Genomic DNA, 22,465 nt, shown 5'->3' with positions numbered 1-22,465 from the left:
GGCTCAGGCTTCCCGCGCGGCGATGCCGAGCGTCAGCGCCCGGATGCGCCGGCCGATCAATTCCGCCTTCATGCGCCACAGCAGCACGGTGACGAAATAGAGCTGGAAGGCGAGCGCGTTGATCGCCAGCGGCCACAGGATAGAGGCATCGATGGTCGGCCCGTCCATGCGGATCACCGAGGCCGGCTGATGCAGGGTGGACCACCAGTCGACCGAGAATTTCACGATCGGCACATTGACCGCGCCGACCAGGGCGAGGATGGCGGCGGCCCGGGCCGCGCGCTCCGGCTCGTCGATCGCGGACCAGAGCGCGATATAGCCGACATAGAGGAAGAACAGGACGAGCATGGAGGTGAGCCGTGCGTCCCACACCCACCAGGTCCCCCACATCGGTTCGCCCCAGAGGGAGCCGGTGATCAGCGCGATCAGGCAGAAGCCGGCGCCCAGCGGCGCCGCCGCCTTGGCCGCGACATCGGCCAGCGGATGTTTCCAGACCAATGCGACGAAACTCGCCACCGCCATGAAGGAATAGCCGAACATGGCGAGCCAGGCGGCCGGCACATGGACGAACATGATGCGCACCGTATCGCCCTGCTGATAGTCGGGCGGCGCGAAGCCCAGCCCCCAGACGAGGCCGGCGGCAAAGGCGAGCACGGTCGCCGCCGCGAGCCACGGCAGAAGCCGGTCGGCAAGGCGCATGAAGCGGGTCGGGTTCGCGAGGCGCGTCAGCATCATGAAGGTTTATCGCTCAGCATCGCGCGGAACAATATGATCGAAATCATTCTAGAGTGCCGCAAGGCGAAGTGCCGCAGCCGCGCCGAGGGTTCCGACCGGCAGGCTGACCAGCAGCACGGCCCCGAGCAGCGCCAGACTGGGCCCGGTATCGAGCCCCAGCATGGCGAGATCGACGGCGCCTGCCCCGAAGATCAGCACCGGCACATAGAGCGGCAGCACCAGGACCGCGATCAGGATGCCCGCGCGCCGCACCCCGACCGTGAGCCCGGCGCCCACCGCGCCGATCAGCGATAGGGTGGGCGTGCCGAGCAGCAGGGTCTTGCCCAGCATGATCGTGCCCGCCCCGTCGAGCCCGAGGAGAAGCGACAAAAGCGGCGACACGATGACCAGCGGCAGGCCGGTCGACAGCCAATGCGCCAGACATTTCGCCAGCACCACGAGGGAGGACGGCGCCCCCCCGGCCAGCAGCAGGTCGAGGCTGCCGTCCTCGAGATCCGCCTGGAACATCCGGTCGAGGGAGAGCAGGGTCGCCAGCAGCGCCCCGATCCAGATCACCGCCGGCGCCACGCGCGCCAGTTCCGCCCGCTCCGGCCCCGAGGCGAGAGGGAAGAGGGTCGCGGCAATGACGAAGAAGCCGACCACGAGCCCGACCGATCCGCCCTGCGCGAAGGCGAGGCGAAGGTCCCGGCGCAGCACGGCGAGAAAGGCGTTCATGACGACGCCCCCTGCCCCTCACCCATACGCGTCATCCCGGCGAAGGCCGGGATGACGATCGTGGATGGGATGGTGCCCCACCCCCCCTCGCCCCCCGCCAGGGGGGAGAGGGTTGGGGTGAGGAGAGTGTCGATGCCGCGCGCGATCATGCCGCCGGCTCCAGCGTGAACACCCGGGCGCCGGGCAGATCGAGGCCGTCGTGGGTGGCGAGCACGACCATGCCGCCGGCGGCGCGATGATCCCAGATCAGCCCTCCCAGGATCTCGATCGAGGCGGCATCGAGACTGACCGTCGGCTCGTCGAGAAGCCAGAGCGCGCGCGGCGCGAGCGCCAGCCGGGCCAGCCCGAGACGGCGCTTCTGCCCGGCGGAGAGAATGCCGGCCGGCAGGTCGGCGAGCGCGCCGAGGCCGAAACGATCGAGCGCGCCGTCGACGGCACCGACGGGCGTGCCCTCGAAGCGGGCCCAGAAGGCGAGATTCTGACGGGCGGTCAGGGCGAATTTCAGGGCGTCGCCATGACCGGCATAGCGCAGGCGCCGGCCATGTGCCTCGCGGTCGTCGGCAATGGCGGCGCCGTCCCAGGTGACGCGGCCGATGCTGGGCGCGAGCAGTCCGGCGAAGAGCCGCAGCAGGGTCGATTTGCCGGCGCCGTTCGGGCCGCGCAGCACCACCGCCTCGCCGAGCCCGACCGTCAGGTCGAGATCGGTGAAGACGGGCCGCTCGCCACGGATGATGCCGAGACCGGATGCCGCCAGCATGGAGGGATCATTCGACCTTGGCGCCGCCCCGGCCCGCGCCCTCGATGAAACGCCCGACGCCTTCGGCCGCCACTTCGAGCGACTGGATGCCGAGGTAGAATTCGTTCTGCAGGGCGCTGTCGAGGGAGAGGTTCCATTGCTCGTAGGCGGAGCGGCGATCGAAGCGCAGGCACGCCTGCGGCAGGGCCGCGATCTCCGCCGCCAACGCCTCGGCCGCCGCCCGCGCCTCGCCCTTGGGCACGACGCGATTGACGAGACCCATGGAAAGCGCCTCGGCGGCGGAGACGGCGCGCCCGGTGATGATCAGGTCGAGGGCACGGCCCTGGCCGATGATGCGCGGCAGGCGCACGGTGCCGCCGTCGATCAGCGGCACGCCGAAGCGCCGGCAGAAGACGCCGAGGATCGCGTCTTCCTCGGCGACGCGCATGTCGGCCCAGATCGCGAGTTCGAGACCGCCGGCAACGGCATGGCCGGCGATCGCGGCGATCACCGGCTTGGAGAGTTCGAGGCGCGTCGGGCCCATGGGGCCGTCGCCGTCGGGCTCTGTCCGATTGACGTTCTCGCCCGACGCGATGGCCTTCAGGTCGGCGCCGGCGCAGAAATTTCCGTGGTCGCCCCAGAGCACGGCGACATGCGCGTCGTCGTCGGCGTCGAAGGCGCGGAAGGCGTCGGCGAGGGCTTCCGCCGTCGGCCGGTCGACCGCGTTGCGGGCGTGCGGCCGCGACAGAATGATGGTGGTCACCGGCCCCTTGGTCTCGACATGCACCGCCACGACGCACCTCCTTGGCTCCGAATTTTGGCCGCATCATAGGCAAGCACGGCGCGCGAACCAGAAAAATCGCGCGAAAGCGCGGACCGCGACCATCGTCGGGACTTCACGAGCGGGGCGCGGCTCACTATGCTCGCAACCGATCCACGAGGCTGATCGCCGCGCCCATCCGTGACGTCCCTTCGTGTCGTCGCCCGTAACGTTCGCCGGCCCAGGTTTTCATCGAACCGCCGGCGAGCCGCTCGCCCCGAGATTTGCTCATTCATGGAGTCGCTCCGTGCCCTCTCTCGACAGTTTGAAGACCCGCAAGAAACTGACCGTCGGCAAGTCGTCCTACGACTACTTCAGCCTGAAGGCCGCCGAGAAGGAATTGGGGGACCTGTCGCTCCTCCCGGTCTCGCTCAAGGTTCTGCTCGAGAACCTGCTGCGCAACGAGAACGGCACCACGGTCACCGTCGACGACATCAAGGCCGTCGCCAAATGGCTGAAGAACAAGAAGTCGGATCGTGAGATCGCCTTCCGCCCCGCCCGCGTGCTGATGCAGGACTTCACCGGCGTGCCCGCCGTGGTCGATCTGGCCGCGATGCGCGACGCCATGGCCAACATGGGCGGCGACCCGAACAAGATCAATCCGCTGTCGCCCGTCGATCTCGTCATCGACCATTCGGTCATCGTCGACGAGTTCGGCAGCCGGGCCGCCTTCAAGGACAACGTGAAGTTCGAATACGAGCGCAACGCGGAGCGTTACGGCTTCCTGCGCTGGGGCCAGCAGGCCTTCGACAATTTCCGCGTCGTGCCGCCGGGCACCGGCATCTGCCACCAGGTGAACCTGGAATATCTGGCCCAGACCGTCTGGACCGCCAAGGAAGGCCGCGCCACCGTCGCCTATCCCGACACGCTGGTCGGCACCGACAGCCACACCACCATGGTGAACGGTCTCGCCGTGCTCGGCTGGGGCGTCGGCGGCATCGAGGCCGAGGCGGCCATGCTGGGCCAGCCGATCTCCATGCTGATTCCGGAGGTCGTCGGCTTCAAGCTGAAGGGCAAGCTGAAGGAAGGCACCACCGCGACCGACCTCGTGCTGACCGTCACCCAGATGCTCAGGAAGCAGGGCGTGGTCGGCAAGTTCGTCGAATTCTACGGCCCGGGCCTCGACCAACTCTCCCTCGCCGACCGCGCGACCATCGCCAACATGGCGCCCGAATATGGCGCCACCTGCGGCTTCTTCCCGATCGACCAGGAGACCATCAACTACCTGAAGTCGACGGGCCGCAAGGCCAGCCGCGTCGCCCTGGTCGAAGCCTATGCCAAGGCGAACGGCATGTGGCGCACCGCGCGCTCGAAGGACCCGGTGTTCACCGCGACCCTCGAACTCGACATCTCCACGGTCGAGCCCTCGCTGGCCGGCCCGCGCCGTCCGCAGGACCGCGTGCCCCTGTCGGGCGTGGCCGAGAACTTCATGTCGGAACTGGTGAAGCCGAAGCCCGGCTTCGACAAGGCCGGCAAGGAGAGCGAGCCGGTGAAGGTGAAGAGCGGGAAATACGAGGTCGACCACGGCCATGTCACCATCGCCGCCATCACCTCGTGCACCAACACCTCGAACCCCAGCGTGATGCTGGGCGCCGGCCTGCTCGCCGCCAAGGCGGTGGAGATGGGCCTGAAGGTGAAGCCCTGGGTGAAGACGTCCCTGGCGCCGGGCTCCAAGGTCGTGACCGACTATCTGGCGAAGGCGGGCGTCGACAAGGCGCTGAACAAGCTGGGCTTCAATCTGGTCGGCTATGGCTGCACCACCTGCATCGGCAACTCCGGCCCGCTGCCGGAGGAAGTGGCCGAGGCGGTGACCAAGGGTGACCTGGTCGCGGGCGCCGTCATCTCCGGCAACCGCAACTTCGAGGGCCGCGTCAATCCGCTCGTGAAGGCGAACTATCTCGCCTCGCCCATGCTGGTGGTCGCCTATGCCATCGCCGGTTCGCTGAAGATCGACCTTACCAAGGAGCCGATCGGCACGGGCAAGGGCGGCAAGCCGGTCTACCTGAAGGACATCTGGCCCTCGAACCAGGAGATCACCGACACCGTCCGTAAATGCGTGACCGCCTCGCAGTTCCGCACCCAGTACAAGGACGTGTTCGGCGGCGACACCAACTGGAGGAAGGTGAAGACCACCCCGTCCCAGACCTACTCGTGGGACAACACGTCGACCTATATCCAGAACCCGCCCTATTTCGACAAGATGCCGGCCCAGCCGAAGGCGGTGTCGGAAGTCGTTGGCGCGCGCATCCTGGCGATGTTCGCCGACTCGATCACGACCGACCACATCTCGCCCGCCGGCAACATCAAGAAGGACAGCCCGGCCGGTAAGTACCTGACCAAGAACAAGGTCGACGTCGCCGACTTCAACCAGTACGGCGCCCGTCGCGGCAACCACGAGGTCATGATGCGCGGCACCTTCGCCAACATCCGCATCAAGAACGAACTGGTGCCGGGGACCGAGGGCGGCGTGACCATGTATTACGGCAAGCCGGGCGAGACGCCGAAGTCGACCAAGCCGGAATCCATCTACGACGCCTCGATGAAGTACCAGAAGGCGGGCGTGCCGCTGGTGGTCGTCGCCGGCAAGGAATATGGCACCGGCTCGTCGCGCGACTGGGCGGCGAAGGGCACCAACCTCCTCGGCGTCAAGGCCGTCATCGCCGAGAGCTTCGAGCGCATCCACCGCTCGAATCTGGTCGGCATGGGCGTGCTGCCCCTGATGTTCAAGGACGGCGCGGATCGCAAGTCGATCGGCTTCGAGGGCACCGACACCATCGATCTGGTGGGCTTCGCCGACAAGCTGACGCCGGGCATGGACGTCACCTGCCGCATCACCAAGGCGGACGGCACCGTGAAGGAAATCCCCCTCCTGCTCCGCATCGACACGGTGGACGAGGTCGAATACTTCAAGAACGGCGGCATCCTGCACTACGTCCTGCGCGGCCTCCTGGCCGCCTGATCACGCAGGCATCCAAGACCGAGGCCGGGGCGGCGACGCCCCGGCCTTTTTCGTCCTTCCTGGCCGGTGCCGGCGGGAAAGAGTTATCGTTTTTGGACTCCATCCCCCGGAAATTATCGTTTTTTGAGCCGGCTTATCATTTTCAGGGGTTGGCGCGAGCCCGTGAGCAACGCCCGCGCCCCACACGGCACCGGCAAATATCCGTCTCCCGTTAAGAACTTCTTCAGCAGAAACCGGGAAATTCTTGCCTAGAGCAAAGGATCCCGGGGCCGGATTCCGCGCGTATCGCGCGCGGTGCCCGACCCGAAACGAGAAGCGCCGGGGGCGACATGAACGAGCTGATCACGCGACTGAGGGCATTGGGGATGCGGCGCCTGCTGGTGCTCGGCGGGATCGCCGTCGTCGTCGTCGCCTTTCTCGCCTTCGCCATGAACCGCATGATGCAGCCGACCTATGGGCTGCTCTACGGCGATCTGGACCTGACCGACAGCGGCCGCATCGTCGAGAAGCTCGAGGGCATGAACGTGCCCTATCAACTGTCGTCGGACGGCACCCGCATCATGGTGCCGCAGGACCAGGTGGCGCGCCTGCGCATGGCCATGGCCGAGGAAGGCGTGCCGGCCGGCGGTTCCATGGGCTACGAGATCTTCGACCGTTCGGATTCGATCGGCACCACCAGCTTCGTCCAGAACATCAACCACCTGCGCGCCCTCGAGGGCGAGATCGCCCGCTCCATCGCCTCGATCGACCGCATCGCCGCCGCCCGCGTCCATCTGGTGCTGCCCCAGCGCCAGCTCTTCGCCCGCGAGACCGAGGCGCCCTCCGCCTCCATCGTGCTCAAGCTGAAGGCCGGCAATCTCGACGGCGGCCAGGTCCGCGCTATCCAGCAATTGACCGCCGCCGCCGTGCCGGGCCTGAAGGCCGACCGCGTCTCCATCGTCGACGACCGGGGCAACCTTCTGGCCGCCGGCGACGGCAACCTGCGCGAGACCGGCCCCGCCGAAGCGGTCGCCACCAAGACCCGCGAATACGAGACGCGCATGCGCCGGTCGCTCGAACAGCTCGTCGGCTCGTCCGTCGGCTTCGACAAGGTGCGCGCCGAGGTGACCGCCGAACTCGATTTCGACCGCATCACCACCCAGACCCAGACCTTCGACCCCGACGGCCAGGTCGTGCGCTCGACCCAGACCGTCACCGACCGCAGCCGCAACTCCGAGGGCGGCGCCACCGCCGTCACCGTGCAGGGCAATCTGCCGGGCACCCAGAACAACCAGGGCGGCGCCGGCGACCAGTCCAGCACCGACCGTTCGGAAGAGACCATCAACTACGAAATCTCGCGCACGGAACAGACCGTGGTGCAGGAAGGCGGCAGGGTGAAGCGCATGTCCGTCGCCATCCTGGTCGACGGCACCTATGACGTCGCCGCCGACGGCACCCGCACCTATCAGCCGCGCAGCCAGCAGGAACTGGACCAGTTGGAAGCCCTGGTGAAATCGGCCATGGGCTTCGACGACCAGCGCGGCGATCAGGTGCGCGTGGTCAACCTGCCCTTCGTCGACGCCACCATCGCCGACACCGGCCTGCCGGGCGAGGAAGGCTTTCTGGGCCTGACCAAATCCGACTTCTTCCGCATCGGCGAGATTGCCGTTCTCGGCCTCGTCGCCCTTTTGCTCACGCTCTTCGTCGTCCGCCCGCTGGTCGCGCGCATGCTGGCGCCGCTGGAAGGCGGCGGTCCGGCGCTTGCCGGCGCCGGCGCCATGGGTGGCGGCGGCCAGATGCAGATCCCCGGCCCGGGCGGTCAGGCGGCCATCGCCGGCCCCGACGGCATGCCCATGGCCATCGGCACGGATTCCGACGAATTCGAACAGATGGTCGACATCGCCAATATCGAGGGCCGCGTGAAGGCGTCGAGCTTGAAGAAGGTCGGCGAGATCGTCCAGCGCCACCCCGAGGAAGCGATCGCGATCATGCGCAACTGGATGTATCGGGAGTCCTGAGATGGCCATCAAGGACGAGAACCGCAACCTGACCGGCCCCGAGAAGGCGGCCATCCTGATGCTGGCGCTGGGCGAGGATCACGGCGCCCCCCTGTGGCGCCTGATGGACGACGACGAGATCAAGGAAATCTCCGCCGCCATGGCGACGCTCGGCCGCGTCCAGGCCAGCATGGTGGAGCGCGTGTTCGTCGAATTCGCCTCGAACATGACCACCTCCGGCAACCTCATCGGTTCCTTCGAATCGACCGAGCGCCTGCTGTCCAAATCCCTGCCGAACGATCGCGTGACCCAGATCATGGAAGAGATCCGGGGCCCCGCCGGCCGCACCATGTGGGACAAGCTCGGCAATGTGAACGAACAGGTTCTGGCGGCCTATCTGAAGAACGAGTATCCCCAGACCGTCGCCGTCGTCCTGTCCAAGATCAAGCCGGAGCATGCCGCCCGCGTGCTCTCCAACCTGCCCGAGGATTTCGCCCTCGAGGTGGTGAACCGCATGCTGCGCATGGAATCGGTGCAGAAGGAGGTTCTGGACAAGGTGGAGCAGACGCTGCGCACCGAGTTCATGTCCAACCTGGCGCGCACCGCGAGGCGTGACGCCCACGAATTGATCGCCGAGATCTTCAACAATCTCGACCGCGCCACCGAATCCAAATTCATCACCGCGCTCGAGGAGCGCAGCCGCGAGAGCGCCGAGCGCATCAAGGCCCTGATGTTCACCTTCGAGGATCTGCAGAAACTGGATCCGGGCGGCGTCCAGGTGCTGATGCGCGCGATCGAGAAGAGCCGCCTCGCGCTCGCGCTCAAGGGCGCCTCAGACACGCTGCGCGACATGTTCTTCTCGAACATGTCGGAACGCGCGGCAAAGCTCCTCCGCGAGGAGATGGAACAGATGGGGCCCGTCCGTCTGCGCGACGTCGACGAAGCCCAGATGCAGATGGTGCAGACCGCCAAGGAACTCGCCGCCCAGGGCCAGATCGTCCTCGCCGAGAGCCGGGGCGACGACGAGCTGATCTATTGAGCCGGGGAGACGCGGGATGACCGGCAAACCGGTGAAATTCACCTTCGACAACGCCTTCGACGCGGCGCCGCGCCAGAAGCTCCCGGTGGCGCCGCCTCCGCCGAGCTTCGGCGAGGAAGACATGGCCGCCGCCCGCGCCGCCGCCTTCGCCGAGGGCGAGGCCGCCGGCCGGGCCGAACAGGCCGCCGCCGAGCAGGCCCGCCTCGCCGATGCTGCCGCGCGCCTGGTCGAGGCCCTGGACGGCATCGCCGGCCATCTGGCCGCCGGCGAACGCCAGCTCCGCGCCGATGCCGCCGAACTCGGCCATGCCGTCGCGCGCCGCCTGTGCGAGGCCCTGACAGAGGACATGCCCATGGCCGAAATGGAAGCCATGGTCGCCAGCACCCTCGCGGACCTTCGCGACGAACCCCGGGTCGTCGTCCATGTCGCCACCGCCTTGCTCGATGCCGCCAAGGCGATGTTCGAGGCGACCGCCGCGGACCAGGCCTTTCCCGGCAAGCTTCTCGTCCTCGGCGACGGCGATCTCGCCCCCGGCGACGTCCGCGTCGAATGGGCGCACGGCGGCGTGCTGCGCGATGCCGCCGCGCTCGAGAAGGCGGTCTCGTCCGCCGTAACCCGTTTCATTACCGCACAGCGCCGTTGAGCCCAGGGACGGAACCATGGCAGCCGACAACGACATGAATTTCGAAGAACTGCAGTCGCCCCAGGGCGACGCCCCCGACGAGAGCGACGTCATCCGTTCCGCCCAGGAACTGGAGGCGGTGTTCGACATCCCGGTCGCGGTCTCCGCCGTGCTCGGCAAGTCGAAGCTCCAGGTCAGCCAGCTCCTTCGCATCGGCAAGGGAGCCGTCATCGAGCTGGACCGCAAGGTCGGCGAGGCGATCGACATCTATGTGAACAACCGCCTGGTCGCCCGCGGCGAAGTCGTGGTGGTGGAGGACCGTCTGGGCGTCACCATGACGGAAATCATCAAGGGCGACCGGCGCTGAGGGGAGATTGAACATGCGGTTGATGATCGTCGGCTCCCTGTCGGGCGAATTCGGCGCGGCTTCCAAGATCGCCATGGCGCGCGGCGCCAAGGTGGCCCATGCCGATTCGGTCGAAGGCGCCCTGAACGCGCTTCGTTCCGGACGCGGCGCCGATCTCCTGATGGTCGACGTCCGTCTCGACATCGCGGCCCTGATCCAGGCGCTGGCGGGCGAGCACATCCATGTCCCCGTCGTCGCCTGCGGCATCGGCACCGATACCCGCGCCGCCGTGCTGGCGATCCGCGCGGGCGCCAAGGAATATGTCCCCCTGCCGCCGGAACCGGAACTGATCGCCGCCGTCCTCGAGGCCGTCGCCGAGGAAAGCCACAACCTGATCTTCCGCGACCCGGCCATGGCCGAGGTCGTGCGCCTGGCCGACCAGGTGGCGCCCAGCGAAGCCTCGATCCTGATAACCGGCGAGAGCGGCACCGGCAAGGAAGTGATGGCGCGCTACGTGCACCGCAAGAGCCGGCGCGCCAACGCCCCCTTCGTCTCGGTCAATTGCGCCGCGATCCCCGAGAACCTCCTCGAAAGCGAACTCTTCGGCCACGAGAAGGGCGCCTTCACCGGCGCCGTCGCGCGCCGCATCGGCAAGTTCGAGGAAGCCAACGGCGGCACCCTGCTGCTCGACGAAATCTCGGAGATGGACGTGCGCCTGCAGGCGAAGCTGCTGCGCGCGATCCAGGAACGTGAGATCGACCGGGTGGGCGGCGGAAAGCCGGTGAAGGTCGACATCCGCGTCGTCGCCACATCGAACCGCGACCTTGCGGAAGAAGTGCGCAAGGGCACCTTCCGCGAGGATCTGCTGTTCCGCCTGAACGTCGTCAACCTGAAGATCCCGGCGCTGCGCCAGCGCCCGGCCGACATCCTGCTGCTGGCCGATCACTTCGCCCGAAAATACGCGGACCTGAACGCGACCGGCGCCAAGGTGATCACCGACGACGCGCGCAAGCTCCTGCTCGGCTACGGCTGGAAGGGCAATGTGCGCGAGCTGGAGAACACCATGCATCGCGCCGTGCTGCTGTCGGCCGGCCCGACCATCGAACCCTCGGCGATCGTGCTGCCGGACGGCAGCCGCCCGGCCGAGGCGGCAAATCCGACCGCCGCCGCGGCGTCGATCGCGGTCGCCGCCGGCGCCGCCCACAACGGCGCGGGCGGGCAGGCCGGGCGCGGCCTGGTCGGCCGAACCGTGGCCGACGTGGAACGCGACCTGATCCTCGACACCCTGGACCACTGCCTGGGCAACCGCACCCATGCCGCCAACATCCTGGGCATCTCGATCCGGACTTTGCGCAACAAGCTGAAGCAATATACCGACGAAGGCGTCACCGTGCCCCTGCCCGGTGAAGCCCGCACCGCCCTCTGACCCCGGAAGGCGCCATGAGCGACGCGAACAACGGCAGAAGCTTCGACGTCCAGGGGTTCCTGAACCGCCTGCAGACGACGCTGCGCAGCGGCGACATCATGCTGGCGGCGGGCGTCACGGTCATCCTGACCGTGCTGATCTTCCCGATGCCGAGTTGGCTGCTGGACATCGCCCTGGCGCTGTCGGTGACCCTCAGCGTGCTCATCCTGATGACGTCGCTGTTCATCGAGAAGCCGCTCGACTTCTCGGCCTTTCCGACCGTCCTGCTGATCGCGACCATGTTGCGGCTGTCGCTGAACCTGGCGTCGACGCGGCTCATCCTCGAATTCGGCCACGAGGGGACCCATGCCGCCGGCGACGTCATCGGCGCCTTCGGCGGCCTCATCATGGGCGGCAACTTCCTGATCGGCGTCATCGTCTTCGCGATCCTGGTGATCGTGAACTTCGTCGTCATCACCAAGGGTTCGGGCCGCATCGCCGAGGTCGCGGCGCGCTTCACCCTGGACGCCATGCCCGGCAAGCAGATGGCGATCGACGCCGATCTCTCGGCCGGCATCATCGACGAGAACGAGGCGCGCAAGCGCCGCACCGAGCTGGAACAGGAATCGACCTTCTTCGGCGCCATGGACGGTGCCGCCAAATTCGTGCGCGGCGATGCCGTCGCCGGCCTGCTGATCACCGCGATCAACCTGATCGGCGGCATCGTCATCGGCACCATGCAGGCCGACATGTCGGCGGGCGATGCCATGCGCACCTATTCGACCCTGACCGTCGGCGACGGCCTGGTCTCCCAGTTCCCGGCCCTGATCGTCTCGACCGCCGCCGGCCTGATGGTCACCAAGGGCGGCACGCGGGGCAGCGCCGACAAGGCCCTGTTCGGCCAGTTGGGCGGTTCCGCCCGGGCCATGGGCATGGCCGCCGCGCTCGCCTTCGTGCTGGCGCTGCTGCCCGGCATGCCGGCGCTGCCCTTCCTGATCCTCGCCGCCGGCGCCGGCTATGCCGCGTTCCGGATCGAGCGCAAGCAGACGGCCGAGGCGGCGGCGGAGACCCGCCGCATCGAGACCGAGCAGAAGCGCGCCGTGCCGGCGGAGGAGCCGATCTCCTCGGCGCTCGCGATCGACAGCCTGCGCCTCGAACTCGGCTATGGCCTGATCGCCCTGATCAACGATACCTCGGGGCCGCGCATCACCGACCAGATCAAGGCCCTGCGCCGCCAGATCGCGGCCGAGATGGGCTTCGTGATGCCGTCCGTCCGCATCCTCGACAACGTCCAGCTTCCGTCCAACACCTATGTCCTGCGGCTGAAGGAGATGGAGGCGGGCAAGGGCGACATCCGCCCCCACATGCTGCTGGTCATGGACCCCCGGGGCGAGCCGGTCAGCCTGCCGGGCGAGCCGACGGTGGAGCCGACCTTCGGCCTGACCGCCACCTGGGTCGATCCCTCGCTGCGCGAGGAGGCGCAGTTCCGCGGCCTGACCGTGGTCGATCCCGCGACCGTGGTGACCACCCATCTGACCGAGATGATCAAGGACAACATGGCCGAACTGTTGTCCTATGCCGAGACCCAGAAGCTGCTCGACGAATTGCCGAAACCGCAGCAGAAGCTGGTCTCGGACCTGATTCCGTCGCGCTTCACCCTGGCAGGCGTGCAGCGCGTCCTTCAACAGTTGCTGTCCGAACGGATCTCGATCCGCGACCTGCCCACCATCCTGGAAGGCATCGGCGAGGCGGTCGGCTACAGCCAGAACATCATGGTCATCACCGAGCATGTGCGCAGCCGCCTGGCGCGCCAGATCTCCTTCTCCAACACCGGCCCCAGCGGCTATATTCCGCTGCTGCCGCTGTCACCCGACTGGGAGCAGGCCTTCGCCGAGGCCCTGATCGGCCCGGGCGAGGAAAAGCAGTTGACGCTGGCCCCCACCCGGCTGCAGCAATTCATCCAGGCGGTGAAGCAGGCCTTCGACCGGATCGCCGCCGACGGTGAACTGCCGGTGCTGCTGACCAGCCCGGCGATCCGCCCCTATGTCCGGTCCATCGTCGAACGTTTCCGGCCGCAGACGGTGGTCATGTCGCAGAATGAAATCCACCCCCGCGCGCGCATCCGCACGCTCGGCCAGATCTGACGGAGGGACTGAGCGTTGCGGCTTCGCACCTTCCACGCCGACAGCATGGCGGACGCCATGGCCGAGATCCGCAAGGTTCTGGGCCCCGACGCCATCATCGTCTCGACCAGGCGTGCCGCGCGCGGCAAGGTCGAGGTGGTGGCGGCGATCGAGAATCCGCCGCCCGCGCCCGAGCCCCTGCACGCTCCCCCCCCGCCCGACCCGCGCGACGCCCTGGGCCGGCGCCCCGATCCCTTCGCGCGCCACCGCCCGGAAGGTTCGGACCCGATCGAGTCGCTGCTGGCCGACCGCCTGGCGCAGATCAACGAGCCGACTCGCAGCGCCCCCCTGGAAAGCCAGACGCGGGACGCCTTCTCGCGCCAGATCACCCGCGCCCTCGACTATCACCGCACGCCCCGGCGCCAGGTCGAGCGGCTGGTCCGGATCGCCGCCGCCTTCGAGGGCGGCACGCCGTCCGACGCGCTGACCCACGCCTTCTCGACCCTGCTGCGCTTCCAGCCCCTGGCCGATCCGCCGACCCGCTCGATCATGCTTGTTGGCACGCCGGGCGTCGGCAAGACCGTGGTCACCGCCAAGATCGCGGCGCGCGCCGCCGCCGCCGGGGCGCCGCTGCGCGTCGTCTCGACCGACACCCTGAAGGCGGGCGCCACGGCCCAGCTCGAAGCCTATCTGCGGGCGATGAACCAGCCCCTCGGGCTTGCCGCCAATCCGGCGGAACTGGCGAAGACCGAACACGGCGGCGCCCGCGCGCGCCGCGCCGTGATCGACACCGCCGGGGTCAATCCCTTCGACGAACAGGAAATGACCCAACTCACCCGTCTTCTCGCCGCCGCCGACGTCGAACCCGTGATGGTGATGGCGGCCGGCACCGACGCCCATGACGCCATGGACACGGCCCGCGCCTTCGCCCGCCTGGGGGCACGGCGCATGATCGTGACCCGGCTGGACGCGACACGGCGCCTGGGCAGCCTGATCGCGGCGGCGGAGGCCGGCGGCCTCGCCATCGCGGAAGTCAGCGCCAGCCCCTTCGTCGGCCAGGGCCTGCGCCCCATCGGCGCCGCCGACCTCGCCCGCCTGATCATGCAGGACTACGACCACATCGAAGCCGATCCTTCCCTCGAGGAGGCCGCCCAATGAACACCGAATCCATCGTCGCCCTGAATCCGTCCCCCGGCAATTCGTCCCTCGGTGCCGCCCAGCGGCGGAACGAGGCGCGTCGCATCACGGCCATCGCCTCGGGCAAGGGCGGCGTCGGCAAGACCTGGCTGGCCATCACGCTGTCCCATGCGCTGGCCCGCGCCGGCCAGCGCGTGCTGCTGTTCGACGGCGACCTCGGCCTCGCCAATGTCGACATCCAGTTGGGCCTGATGCCCGAACAGGACCTGGGCGCCGTGGTCGCCAGCGGCGCCGATGTCGGTGCCGCCGTCACCCATGTCGATTCGACCGGCTTCGACGTCATCGCCGGCAAATCGGGCTCCGGCGCGCTGTCGTCCCTGACCCGCCAGGAAGTGGCGTCGCTGCGCCAGGGCGTCCTCGACATCGCGCCGCGCTACGACGACGTCATCGTCGACATCGGCGCCGGCATCGACACGACCCAACTCGTGCTCGCCTCGATCGGCGGCACCGTCCTCGTCGTCGTCACGGACGAGCCGACCTCCCTGACCGATGCCTATGCCTTCATCAAGGTGGCAAACCGGCTGACGCCGCGCCCGGACATGCGCGTCGTCGTCAACATGGCGAGTTCCAGGACCGAGGGCGAGCGCACCTACGGCACCCTGAAACGCGCCTGCGAGAGCTTCCTGAAATTCTCGCCGCCGCTGGCCGGCATCATCCGCCGAGACGCCAAGGTGAAGGACGCCATCCGTTACCAGACGCCGTTCCTGACCCGCCATCCGAACGCGGACGCCGCCGCCGACGTCGAAGCCCTGGCCGGCCAATTGGCCAAGGCGACGCCGGCCTGACCGCGAGGCACCGGTGGCCACCGATCCGGTGAACGGCCCGCTGGCCACGCCGCGCCTCGGCACGGCGACGGACAATGCGCGCCAGTCGCTGGATCCCGGCGCGGCCCGCCTGCGCCAGCAGGGCGGCGCGCCGAACCAGGGCGATCCCGGCGCGGCCCCGCCCCAGCCCCATCCCCTGTCGGGCCCCGCCGTGCGGCTCGCCGCCGAACTGCTGCGCCTCGACCCCGGTCTGATCCTGGAAGCGCTGACCGGCGGTCCGGACGAGGCCGGCCGCCCGACCGTGATCACCAATGCCGGCATGTTCGCCGTCACCGACGACGGCGTCGCGCTGCCGCCGCCGGGCGCCCCGCTGTCGCTGGAGGTGATCGGATCGGGCGAGCTGCTCTCCGTCATGCTGCGCGGCGCGGCGGCGCGCGGCCTCTCCGGGCGCTTCGACCTGCAGTTTCTCGGCAACGCCCCGCCGACGGGCGAGGCCATGGCGGACCGTACCCTCTATCGCGCCGTGCAGATGTCGGCCGACGGCGCCACCCGCGCCTCCCTGGCGGTCCATGTCGGCACTGCCGGCGGCGCGGAGGGCAAGGTCCTGCCGGCCCTGGTGACGGCACGGCGCCCCCTGCCCGACGGCACGGTCAGCCTGACCCTGCGGGCCGCCGACGGCAGTGCCGTCACCATCGCCGACGCGCCGCCCGCCATCGCCACCGGCACCAGGCTGCTGCTCGAAGTGGTGGATCGGCGCCCCATGGCCGCGGCCGGCCCGGCGGCGACCGCCAAGTCCCCGGGCGTGCCCACCGTCGCCTCGGCGCCGACCGTGGTGCAGGAATTCGTCGCCGGGCGCGATGCCGTCACCACCCTGGCGCCCCTGCTGGCGGAAAGGGACGCGGTCCTGCCGGCGCTGGCACGCCTCGTCCCCGGCCTCGCCCAGGAAGGCGGTCAGGGATTGTCCGTGGCCCTGCTGGGTGCGGCCCTGAAATTCCGTGATTTCCGACGTTTCATCGGCCCCGAGCGCGAGACGCGGGTGCTGTCGCGGGCGGGCCCCGCGCCCCTGTTGCGCGCCGGCGCGGCACTGACCGAATTCGCCAAGGCGGCGACGGCCGAGGATACGCCCGGCGGCTGGCGCGTCGTGCCCCTGCCCTTCTTCGACGGGCGCGAGATCGTACCCGTCACGCTGTTCGTCCACCGCCAGGCGTCTTCAGATTCCGAAGAGGCCCCGGCCGGTGGCGACGAAACGCAACGCGGATCGTCGAAAGGCGGGCGCTCGCGCTTCGTCGTCCGGGTCGAACTCAGCCGCCTCGGCCCGCTGATGATCGACGGCTTCGCCCAGGAAGGCCGGATCGACACCCTGCTGCGCAGCCGCACGGCCCTGGACGAGGGATTGCGCGACGAATTGACCGGGCGCTACGGCGCCGTGCTCGGCCTCTCGGGCCTCGCCGGCACGCTGACCTTCCAGGTGGAGGACAATCCGCTCGGCAACATCGATTTCGGCAGCGATGCCGATGCCCGGAAGGGCGGCGGGATTTCGATCGAGGCCTGATGCCTCGGGAAGCCTGATGCGTCAGGTCGGGCGCCGGCGGTGCTGGACCAGCGCGATCTCGTCCAATTCGCCCTGTTCCTCGCGATCGGCGGCGGCGCGGCGCTGGCGCGCCTTGAGATCGACCGCGATTTCGTAACGCTTCACGTCCTGAAAGGCGATGGCGACGGCATTGGCCGCCGCCTCGATCCGGGGTACGAGTTCGTCGATGGTGCGCAGCATGGTCTGGCGGCGCTGGCGCGCGCCCGCCAGATAGCGGGTGAATTGGCGCAGCGCCTCCGGCCCTTCGCCGGCGGCCTTGCGCTCGCGTTCGATCTCGGCGTCGAGCAGCAGGATCTTGTGATCCATCTCGGCGCGCATCTGTTCCAGCTCGGCCAGCACGCGGCGCTTTTCGTCGAGCTGGCGCTGGTGCAGGCGGATCAGGGTCGGCAGGCCGCGCTTATTCGCCATCGTCCGCCTCCATCACCGGGGCCAGGATCTCGGCGAGCGCGGCATAGCCCTCGTCCAGGCTCGCCTCCTCCGCCTTGCCCTGGGAGAGAAATGCCTCGAGGGCGGGATGCAGTTCGATGGACGTGTCGACTTCCGGGTTGGCGCCCTGGCGATAGGCGCCGAGGCGGATCATCTCCGACATGTCCTCATAGGCCGCCATGTAACGCCGAGCGGTCCTGACCAGGGCATTCTGTTCCGGCGTGTTGCAGCCCGGCATGGTGCGGCTGACGGAACGCAGGATGTTCACCGCCGGAAAGCGGCCGCGTTCCGCGATCCCGCGTTCCAGCACGATATGGCCGTCCAGGATGCCGCGCACCGCGTCCGCCACCGGCTCGTTGTGATCGTCGCCCTCGACCAGCACGGTGAAGAGGCCGGTGATCGAGCCCTTGCCGGTGCCGGGCCCGGCGCGTTCCAGAAGCTTGGGCAGTTCGGCGAAGACGGTCGGCGTATAGCCCTTGGAGGTCGGCGGCTCGCCGCCCGAAAGGCCGATCTCGCGCTGGGCCATGGCGAAGCGCGTGACCGAATCCATCAGGCACAGCACGTCCTTGCCCTGGTCGCGGAAATATTCCGCGACGGTCAGGGTCATATGGGCGGCCTGGCGGCGCATGAGGGCGCTTTCGTCCGAGGTGGCGACGACGACGACCGACCGGGCGAGGCCTTCCGGCCCCAGATCGTCCTCGATGAATTCGCGGGCCTCGCGGCCGCGTTCGCCGACCAGGCCGATGACGATGACGTCGGCCCCCGAATAGCGCGCCAGCATGGAGAGCAGCGAGGATTTGCCGACGCCGGAACCGGCGAAGATGCCCATGCGCTGGCCCCGGCAGCACGACAGGAAAGTGTTCAGGGCGCGGACGCCGAGTTCGATCTTGGCGCCGACGCGCTTTCGCTGATGGGCGGGCGGCGGCTGGCGGCGCAGGGGATAGGCTTCGGCGCCGCGCGGCAGTTCGCCGCCGCCGTCGACCGGGCGCCCCAGGGAGTCGACGACCCGGCCCAGCCATTGATCGCAGGGAAAGACCGCCGCCGTGCCGTCCTCGATGATCACGCGCGAGCCCATGCCCACGCTGTCGATCGGGCCGAAGGGCATGGCCAGCGCCCTTGTTTCGGAAAAGCCGACGACTTCCGCCAGGGTCTCGCGCCCGTCGCGCCCGACGAGGCGCATGCGCGAGCCGATGCCGACCATGCCCTTGACCCCGGCCACTTCGACCACCAGGCCCTGCACGGCCACGACCCGGGCGAAGCGGGTGGTGGTGGACATGGCGGCGATTTCGGCGATCAGGGCTTGCAACGGGCCGGCTCCGGGACGATGGGCGGACAGCCGCAGGAGTGTGCGCCCGGGATCCTTAACCGGCGGTAAAGCACGCCCGGTCCGGAGCGGCATGCGGCATTGCCGAAAAAGAACCACGCGAAGAAAATTGCAGTCTATCCGGTTGCATTCGTCGGCACCGGCGGGCACATTAACCTTTGTAAATCGTTGACGAGGCGGCGCGACGCGCGGGGGGAGGTCCAATGCGTGTTCTACTGATCGAGGACGATCCTCAACTGTCGAAGAGCATCGAGCTCATGCTCGGTTCCGAAGGGCTGAACGTCTATGCGACGGATCTCGGCGAGGAAGGGCTCGATCTCGGCAAGCTCTACGACTACGACATCATCCTCCTGGACCTGAACCTGCCGGACATGAGCGGCTTCGACGTCCTGAAGAAGCTGAGGGCATCGCGCGTCGAAACCCCGATCCTGATCCTGACCGGCATCGGCGGCCTCGACTCCAAGGTGAAGGGCCTCGGCTTCGGCGCGGACGACTATGTCACCAAGCCCTTCCACCGGGAGGAACTGGTGGCGCGCATCCATGCCATCGTGCGGCGCTCCAAGGGCCATTCCCAGTCCCAGATCAAGACCGGCCGCATGACCGTGAACCTCGACGCCAAGACGGTCGAGGTGGACGGACGGCCGGTGCATCTGACCGGCAAGGAATACGGCATGCTCGAGCTGCTGTCGCTGCGCAAGGGCACCACCCTGACCAAGGAGATGTTCCTCAACCATCTCTACGGCGGCATGGACGAGCCCGAACTGAAGATCATCGACGTCTTCATCTGCAAGCTGCGCAAGAAGCTGGCGCAGGCGACCGGCGGCGACAACTACATCGAGACGGTCTGGGGCCGGGGCTATGTCTTGCGCGATTCCGCCGGTGACGAGGAAGCGCCGGCCGGCAAGACGCGTACCGCCTGATCCATCCATCCCCAGCCTTGGCAGGGCGCAATTCAATCGAAAGTTGAATTTTTCGGCCAATAACCGGATCGACAGCCAGGGAATTGTGACATCAAATACCCTCGCCTTTCGGGCAGAGGACAGGACAGTTTGTTCACGATGTGGGAATCATGATCGCCAAGGCGGAACACCTGCCTTCCCTTTTCGATCGCCGGTGGCTGATCGACGCCCTCGACCGCCGCGCTACCGACGCGCGTCTCGGCCTCGTCCTGTTCAAGATCAACGGCCTGTCTGCAATCGAGGATCTGCACGGCCTGTCGGGCCGTGACCGGGCCATCGCCGGCCTCGGCGAGCGCCTGGCGGAGCGGCTGCACGAAATCGCCATCGGCCATTTCTTCGCGGACGAATTCTTTGCCCTGGTCGACGGCGAGGCGGACGTCGACCTGAAGGTCCGCCAGATCGTGGACCGGGCGATGGCGGCCATGATGCTGCCGATCGACATCGCCGGCCATCCGGTGCGCATCGATCTGCGCATGGGCGTCGTGCTGGCGCCGGACCATGGCGCCTCGGCCGAGGAACTGCTGTCGCGCGCCATCACCTCGCTCAACGTCGCGGCGCGCCATCACCTCGCCGTCGCCTATTTCGACGAGGACGTGAGCCGCACCGCCCAGGACCGCGCGGCGATCAACGGCGAATTGCGCAATGCCCTGGAACGGGGCGAATTCGAGATCTTCCTGCAGCCGAAGGCCAAGCTGCCGGGCAACGAACTTGTGGGCTTCGAGGCCCTGCTGCGCTGGCATCGGCCGGGCCACGGCCTGGTCGCCCCCGCCAGCTTCATCCCCCTGGCGGAGGAGAGCGGCCTGATCCGCGAGATCGACGTCTGGGTCGTGGAACGCGCCTGCGCCGCGATCAAGCGCATCAATACCGCCTTCGGCACCGATTTCACGGTTTCCGTCAATGCCTCCGCCAACGAACTCGACGCCAGCACCTATGTCCTGACCGTGCGCGACGTGCTGCGCGACAGCGGCATCCCGCCCCATTGGCTCGAGATCGAGATGACCGAGACGACGATCGCGGAGGACATGCTGGCGGCCTCCGCCCTGCTGGCGGAATTCCGCACCATGGGCGTGAAGGTCTCGATCGACGATTTCGGCATGGGCTATTCGTCGCTGCACCGGCTGCGCCATTTCCCGGTCAGCGGCCTGAAGATCGACCGCTCCTTCGTCTGCGAACTGGCGATGTCGAAGATCGCGCGGGTGATCATCCGGGCGACCATCGAACTCGGTCACGCGCTCGGCCTGCAGATCATCGCGGAAGGGGTGGAGACGGCCGCCCAGGCGGCGGACCTCGCGTCGCTCGGGGTCGACGTCTATCAGGGCTACTACCTGTCCCGGGCCCTGCCCGAGAGCGAGTTGTTCCTCTGGCTCCAGGACAAGCTGTACCGGCTGCCCACGGCGACCTGAAGGGCCGCCGCGGGGTCCGGTCACGCGGGCGTCACTTGCCCGCGAGCTTGCGCTTGTTCGCTTCGTCTTCCATCAGCTCGTACCACATGGCGTTCAGGACGGCGAAGGCGGCGGCCAGCGGCAGGCCGAGCAACCAGGCGAAATACCACATCTCTCGTTCTCCTCTGGCTCAGTAGGCGTGACCGCCCTTGCGGGTGATGTCCGACGGCTCGACCTTGCCCCACAGGATCTTGTAGACCCAGGCGGTATAGGCCAGCACGAGCGGCAGGAAGATCAGGGTCACCACCAGCATGATGAACAGGGTCAGATGGCTCGACGAGGCGTCGAAGACCATCAGGCTGGCACGGGGGTCCACCGACGACGGCAGGATGAAGGGAAACATCGAGACGCCGACGCTGGAGATGATGCCGAAGATCGACAGGAACGACCCGGTGAAGGTCACGCCCGGCCGCTTCGCCCCGAAACCGACGAAGGCGAGGAAGGCGCCGAGCAGGCCGAGCGCGGGCGCGATCAGCAGCAGCGGATAGGCGCCGTAATTGGCGAACCAGGCGCCCGGCAGCACCGCCGCCGTCTTCAGCAGCGGGTTGGACGGACCCGCCATGTCGCCGCCCGAGGTGACCGCATAGCCGTCCACCAGGAAGTAGAGGGCGATGCCGCCGAGGGCGTAGAGCACGAAGGTGGCGAAGGCCGCCGCCGTGCCGAAGGTGCGGGTGCGATCCGCCACCCGGCCCGAGGTCTTCATCACCAGCCAGGCCGCCCCGTGCATGACCAGCATGGCGACCGACAGCAGGCCGCACAGCAGGGCATAGGGATTCAGCAGGCCGAAGAAGGTGCCGTCGTAGAAGATCCGCAGATCGTCGTCGAGCCGGAAGGGCACGCCCTGGAGGACGTTGCCGACGGCGACGCCGAAGATCAGCGAAGGCACGAAACCGCCGACGAACAGCGCCCAGTCCCAGCCGCTGCGCCAGGTCGCGCTTTCGCGCTTCGAGCGGTACTTGAAGCCCACGGGCCGCAGGATGAGCGCGAACAGGGTCGCGAACATCGCCAGGTAGAAGCCCGAGAACGACACGGCGTAGAGCGGCGGCCAGGCGGCGAAGATGGCGCCGCCGCCCAGGATCAGCCACACCTGATTGCCTTCCCAGACCGGGCCGACGGTGTTGATGACGACCCGGCGCTCGACGTCGGTCTGGCCGACGAAGGGCAGCAGGGTGGCGACGCCGAGATCGAAGCCGTCGGTCGCCGCGAAGCCGATGAGGAGGACGCCGAGCAGCACCCACCAGATCAGGCGCAGGGTTTCGTAGTCGAGAAGCGTGTGAAGGATCATGG

At 68.2% G+C, this 22,465-nt stretch carries 20 protein-coding genes; 12 read left to right on the top strand and 8 right to left on the bottom strand.

Annotated features, from left to right (window positions below):
- Positions 1-3: 3 nt before the first annotated feature.
- The 4 genes from L2U69_RS09690 to L2U69_RS09675 all read right to left on the bottom strand — a co-directional run bounded on the left by L2U69_RS09690 (position 4) and on the right by L2U69_RS09675 (position 2,978).
- Entirely contained in the window at positions 4-729 is a 726-nt protein-coding gene (locus L2U69_RS09690; RefSeq protein ID WP_236106889.1) for a heme ABC transporter permease, read from the bottom strand.
- A 54-nt stretch (positions 730-783) separates the two neighbouring features.
- On the bottom strand, positions 784-1,449 hold the full coding sequence (gene ccmB, locus L2U69_RS09685) for a heme exporter protein CcmB (RefSeq protein ID WP_236106604.1): 666 nt from the start codon (positions 1,447-1,449) through the stop codon (positions 784-786).
- A 145-nt stretch (positions 1,450-1,594) separates the two neighbouring features.
- The gene (gene ccmA / locus L2U69_RS09680) at positions 1,595-2,206 is read right to left on the bottom strand and encodes a heme ABC exporter ATP-binding protein CcmA (protein WP_236106603.1); all 612 of its coding nucleotides are present in this window, start codon (positions 2,204-2,206) and stop codon (positions 1,595-1,597) included.
- Between the two features lie 7 nt (positions 2,207-2,213).
- Positions 2,214-2,978: a crotonase/enoyl-CoA hydratase family protein gene (locus tag L2U69_RS09675; protein WP_236106602.1), complete on the bottom strand. Its 765-nt coding sequence runs from the start codon at positions 2,976-2,978 to the stop codon at positions 2,214-2,216.
- A 274-nt stretch (positions 2,979-3,252) separates the two neighbouring features.
- Here L2U69_RS09675 and acnA point away from each other — a divergent pair, with 274 nt between their 5' ends.
- From acnA to L2U69_RS09625, 10 genes are all read left to right on the top strand, one after another.
- Positions 3,253-5,964, top strand: coding sequence for an aconitate hydratase AcnA (acnA, locus tag L2U69_RS09670; protein WP_329605387.1), 2,712 nt, complete (start codon positions 3,253-3,255; stop codon positions 5,962-5,964).
- 329 nt (positions 5,965-6,293) lie between these two features.
- Entirely contained in the window at positions 6,294-7,961 is a 1,668-nt protein-coding gene (gene fliF, locus L2U69_RS09665) for a flagellar basal-body MS-ring/collar protein FliF (protein WP_236106601.1), read from the top strand.
- A 1-nt stretch (position 7,962) separates the two neighbouring features.
- Positions 7,963-8,979, top strand: a complete 1,017-nt coding sequence (fliG, locus tag L2U69_RS09660; RefSeq protein WP_236106600.1) for a flagellar motor switch protein FliG — start codon at positions 7,963-7,965, stop codon at positions 8,977-8,979.
- A 16-nt stretch (positions 8,980-8,995) separates the two neighbouring features.
- Positions 8,996-9,622, top strand: coding sequence for a FliH/SctL family protein (locus L2U69_RS09655; RefSeq protein ID WP_236106599.1), 627 nt, complete (start codon positions 8,996-8,998; stop codon positions 9,620-9,622).
- A gap of 16 nt (positions 9,623-9,638) precedes the next feature.
- Positions 9,639-9,968 carry a flagellar motor switch protein FliN gene (gene fliN, locus L2U69_RS09650; RefSeq protein ID WP_408065808.1) on the top strand — a complete coding sequence of 110 codons (330 nt, stop codon included), beginning with the start codon at positions 9,639-9,641 and terminating at the stop codon, positions 9,966-9,968.
- A 13-nt stretch (positions 9,969-9,981) separates the two neighbouring features.
- Complete coding sequence (gene flbD, locus L2U69_RS09645) at positions 9,982-11,373, top strand: sigma-54-dependent transcriptional regulator FlbD (RefSeq protein WP_236106598.1); 1,392 nt, start codon at positions 9,982-9,984, stop codon at positions 11,371-11,373.
- 14 nt (positions 11,374-11,387) lie between these two features.
- Positions 11,388-13,496, top strand: coding sequence for a flagellar biosynthesis protein FlhA (flhA, locus tag L2U69_RS09640; RefSeq protein WP_236106597.1), 2,109 nt, complete (start codon positions 11,388-11,390; stop codon positions 13,494-13,496).
- Positions 13,497-13,511: 15 nt separating this feature from the next.
- A complete protein-coding gene (locus tag L2U69_RS09635; RefSeq protein WP_236106596.1) occupies positions 13,512-14,633 on the top strand; it encodes a flagellar biosynthesis protein FlhF in 1,122 nt (373 codons plus the stop codon).
- Positions 14,630-15,457 carry a MinD/ParA family protein gene (locus tag L2U69_RS09630; RefSeq protein ID WP_236106595.1) on the top strand — a complete coding sequence of 276 codons (828 nt, stop codon included), beginning with the start codon at positions 14,630-14,632 and terminating at the stop codon, positions 15,455-15,457. Before L2U69_RS09635 ends, L2U69_RS09630 begins: the two co-directional genes overlap by 4 nt.
- A 13-nt stretch (positions 15,458-15,470) precedes the next feature.
- Complete coding sequence (locus L2U69_RS09625; protein WP_236106594.1) at positions 15,471-16,988, top strand: hypothetical protein; 1,518 nt, start codon at positions 15,471-15,473, stop codon at positions 16,986-16,988.
- A 21-nt stretch (positions 16,989-17,009) separates the two neighbouring features.
- On the opposite strand, the gene L2U69_RS09620 is transcribed toward L2U69_RS09625, so the two are convergent.
- Both L2U69_RS09620 and fliI read right to left on the bottom strand, forming a co-directional pair.
- Positions 17,010-17,435, bottom strand: coding sequence for a flagellar FliJ family protein (locus L2U69_RS09620; RefSeq protein WP_236106593.1), 426 nt, complete (start codon positions 17,433-17,435; stop codon positions 17,010-17,012).
- Positions 17,425-18,759, bottom strand: coding sequence for a flagellar protein export ATPase FliI (gene fliI, locus L2U69_RS09615; RefSeq protein ID WP_268967337.1), 1,335 nt, complete (start codon positions 18,757-18,759; stop codon positions 17,425-17,427). The genes L2U69_RS09620 and fliI overlap by 11 nt, the downstream gene beginning before the upstream one ends.
- 221 nt (positions 18,760-18,980) lie before the next feature.
- Between fliI and ctrA the strand changes: the two genes are divergently transcribed.
- Together ctrA and L2U69_RS09605 are read left to right on the top strand one after the other, a co-directional pair.
- Entirely contained in the window at positions 18,981-19,697 is a 717-nt protein-coding gene (ctrA, locus tag L2U69_RS09610) for a response regulator transcription factor CtrA (RefSeq protein WP_236106592.1), read from the top strand.
- A gap of 149 nt (positions 19,698-19,846) precedes the next feature.
- Positions 19,847-21,139: a putative bifunctional diguanylate cyclase/phosphodiesterase gene (locus L2U69_RS09605; RefSeq protein WP_236106591.1), complete on the top strand. Its 1,293-nt coding sequence runs from the start codon at positions 19,847-19,849 to the stop codon at positions 21,137-21,139.
- A 31-nt stretch (positions 21,140-21,170) separates the two neighbouring features.
- Here the strand turns inward: L2U69_RS09605 and cydX are convergent, their stop codons facing one another.
- A complete protein-coding gene (cydX, locus tag L2U69_RS09600; protein WP_236106590.1) occupies positions 21,171-21,290 on the bottom strand; it encodes a cytochrome bd-I oxidase subunit CydX in 120 nt (39 codons plus the stop codon).
- Positions 21,291-21,308: 18 nt separating this feature from the next.
- Positions 21,309-22,463, bottom strand: a complete 1,155-nt coding sequence (gene cydB / locus L2U69_RS09595; RefSeq protein ID WP_236106589.1) for a cytochrome d ubiquinol oxidase subunit II — start codon at positions 22,461-22,463, stop codon at positions 21,309-21,311.
- Positions 22,464-22,465 lie beyond the last annotated feature (2 nt).

This window comes from Zavarzinia marina (genome assembly GCF_021568905.1).
GTDB classification, from domain to species: domain Bacteria; phylum Pseudomonadota; class Alphaproteobacteria; order Zavarziniales; family Zavarziniaceae; genus Zavarzinia; species Zavarzinia marina.
The sequence above is the reverse complement of the archived record's forward strand: the minus strand, read 5'-3'. Positions and strand labels throughout refer to the sequence as shown.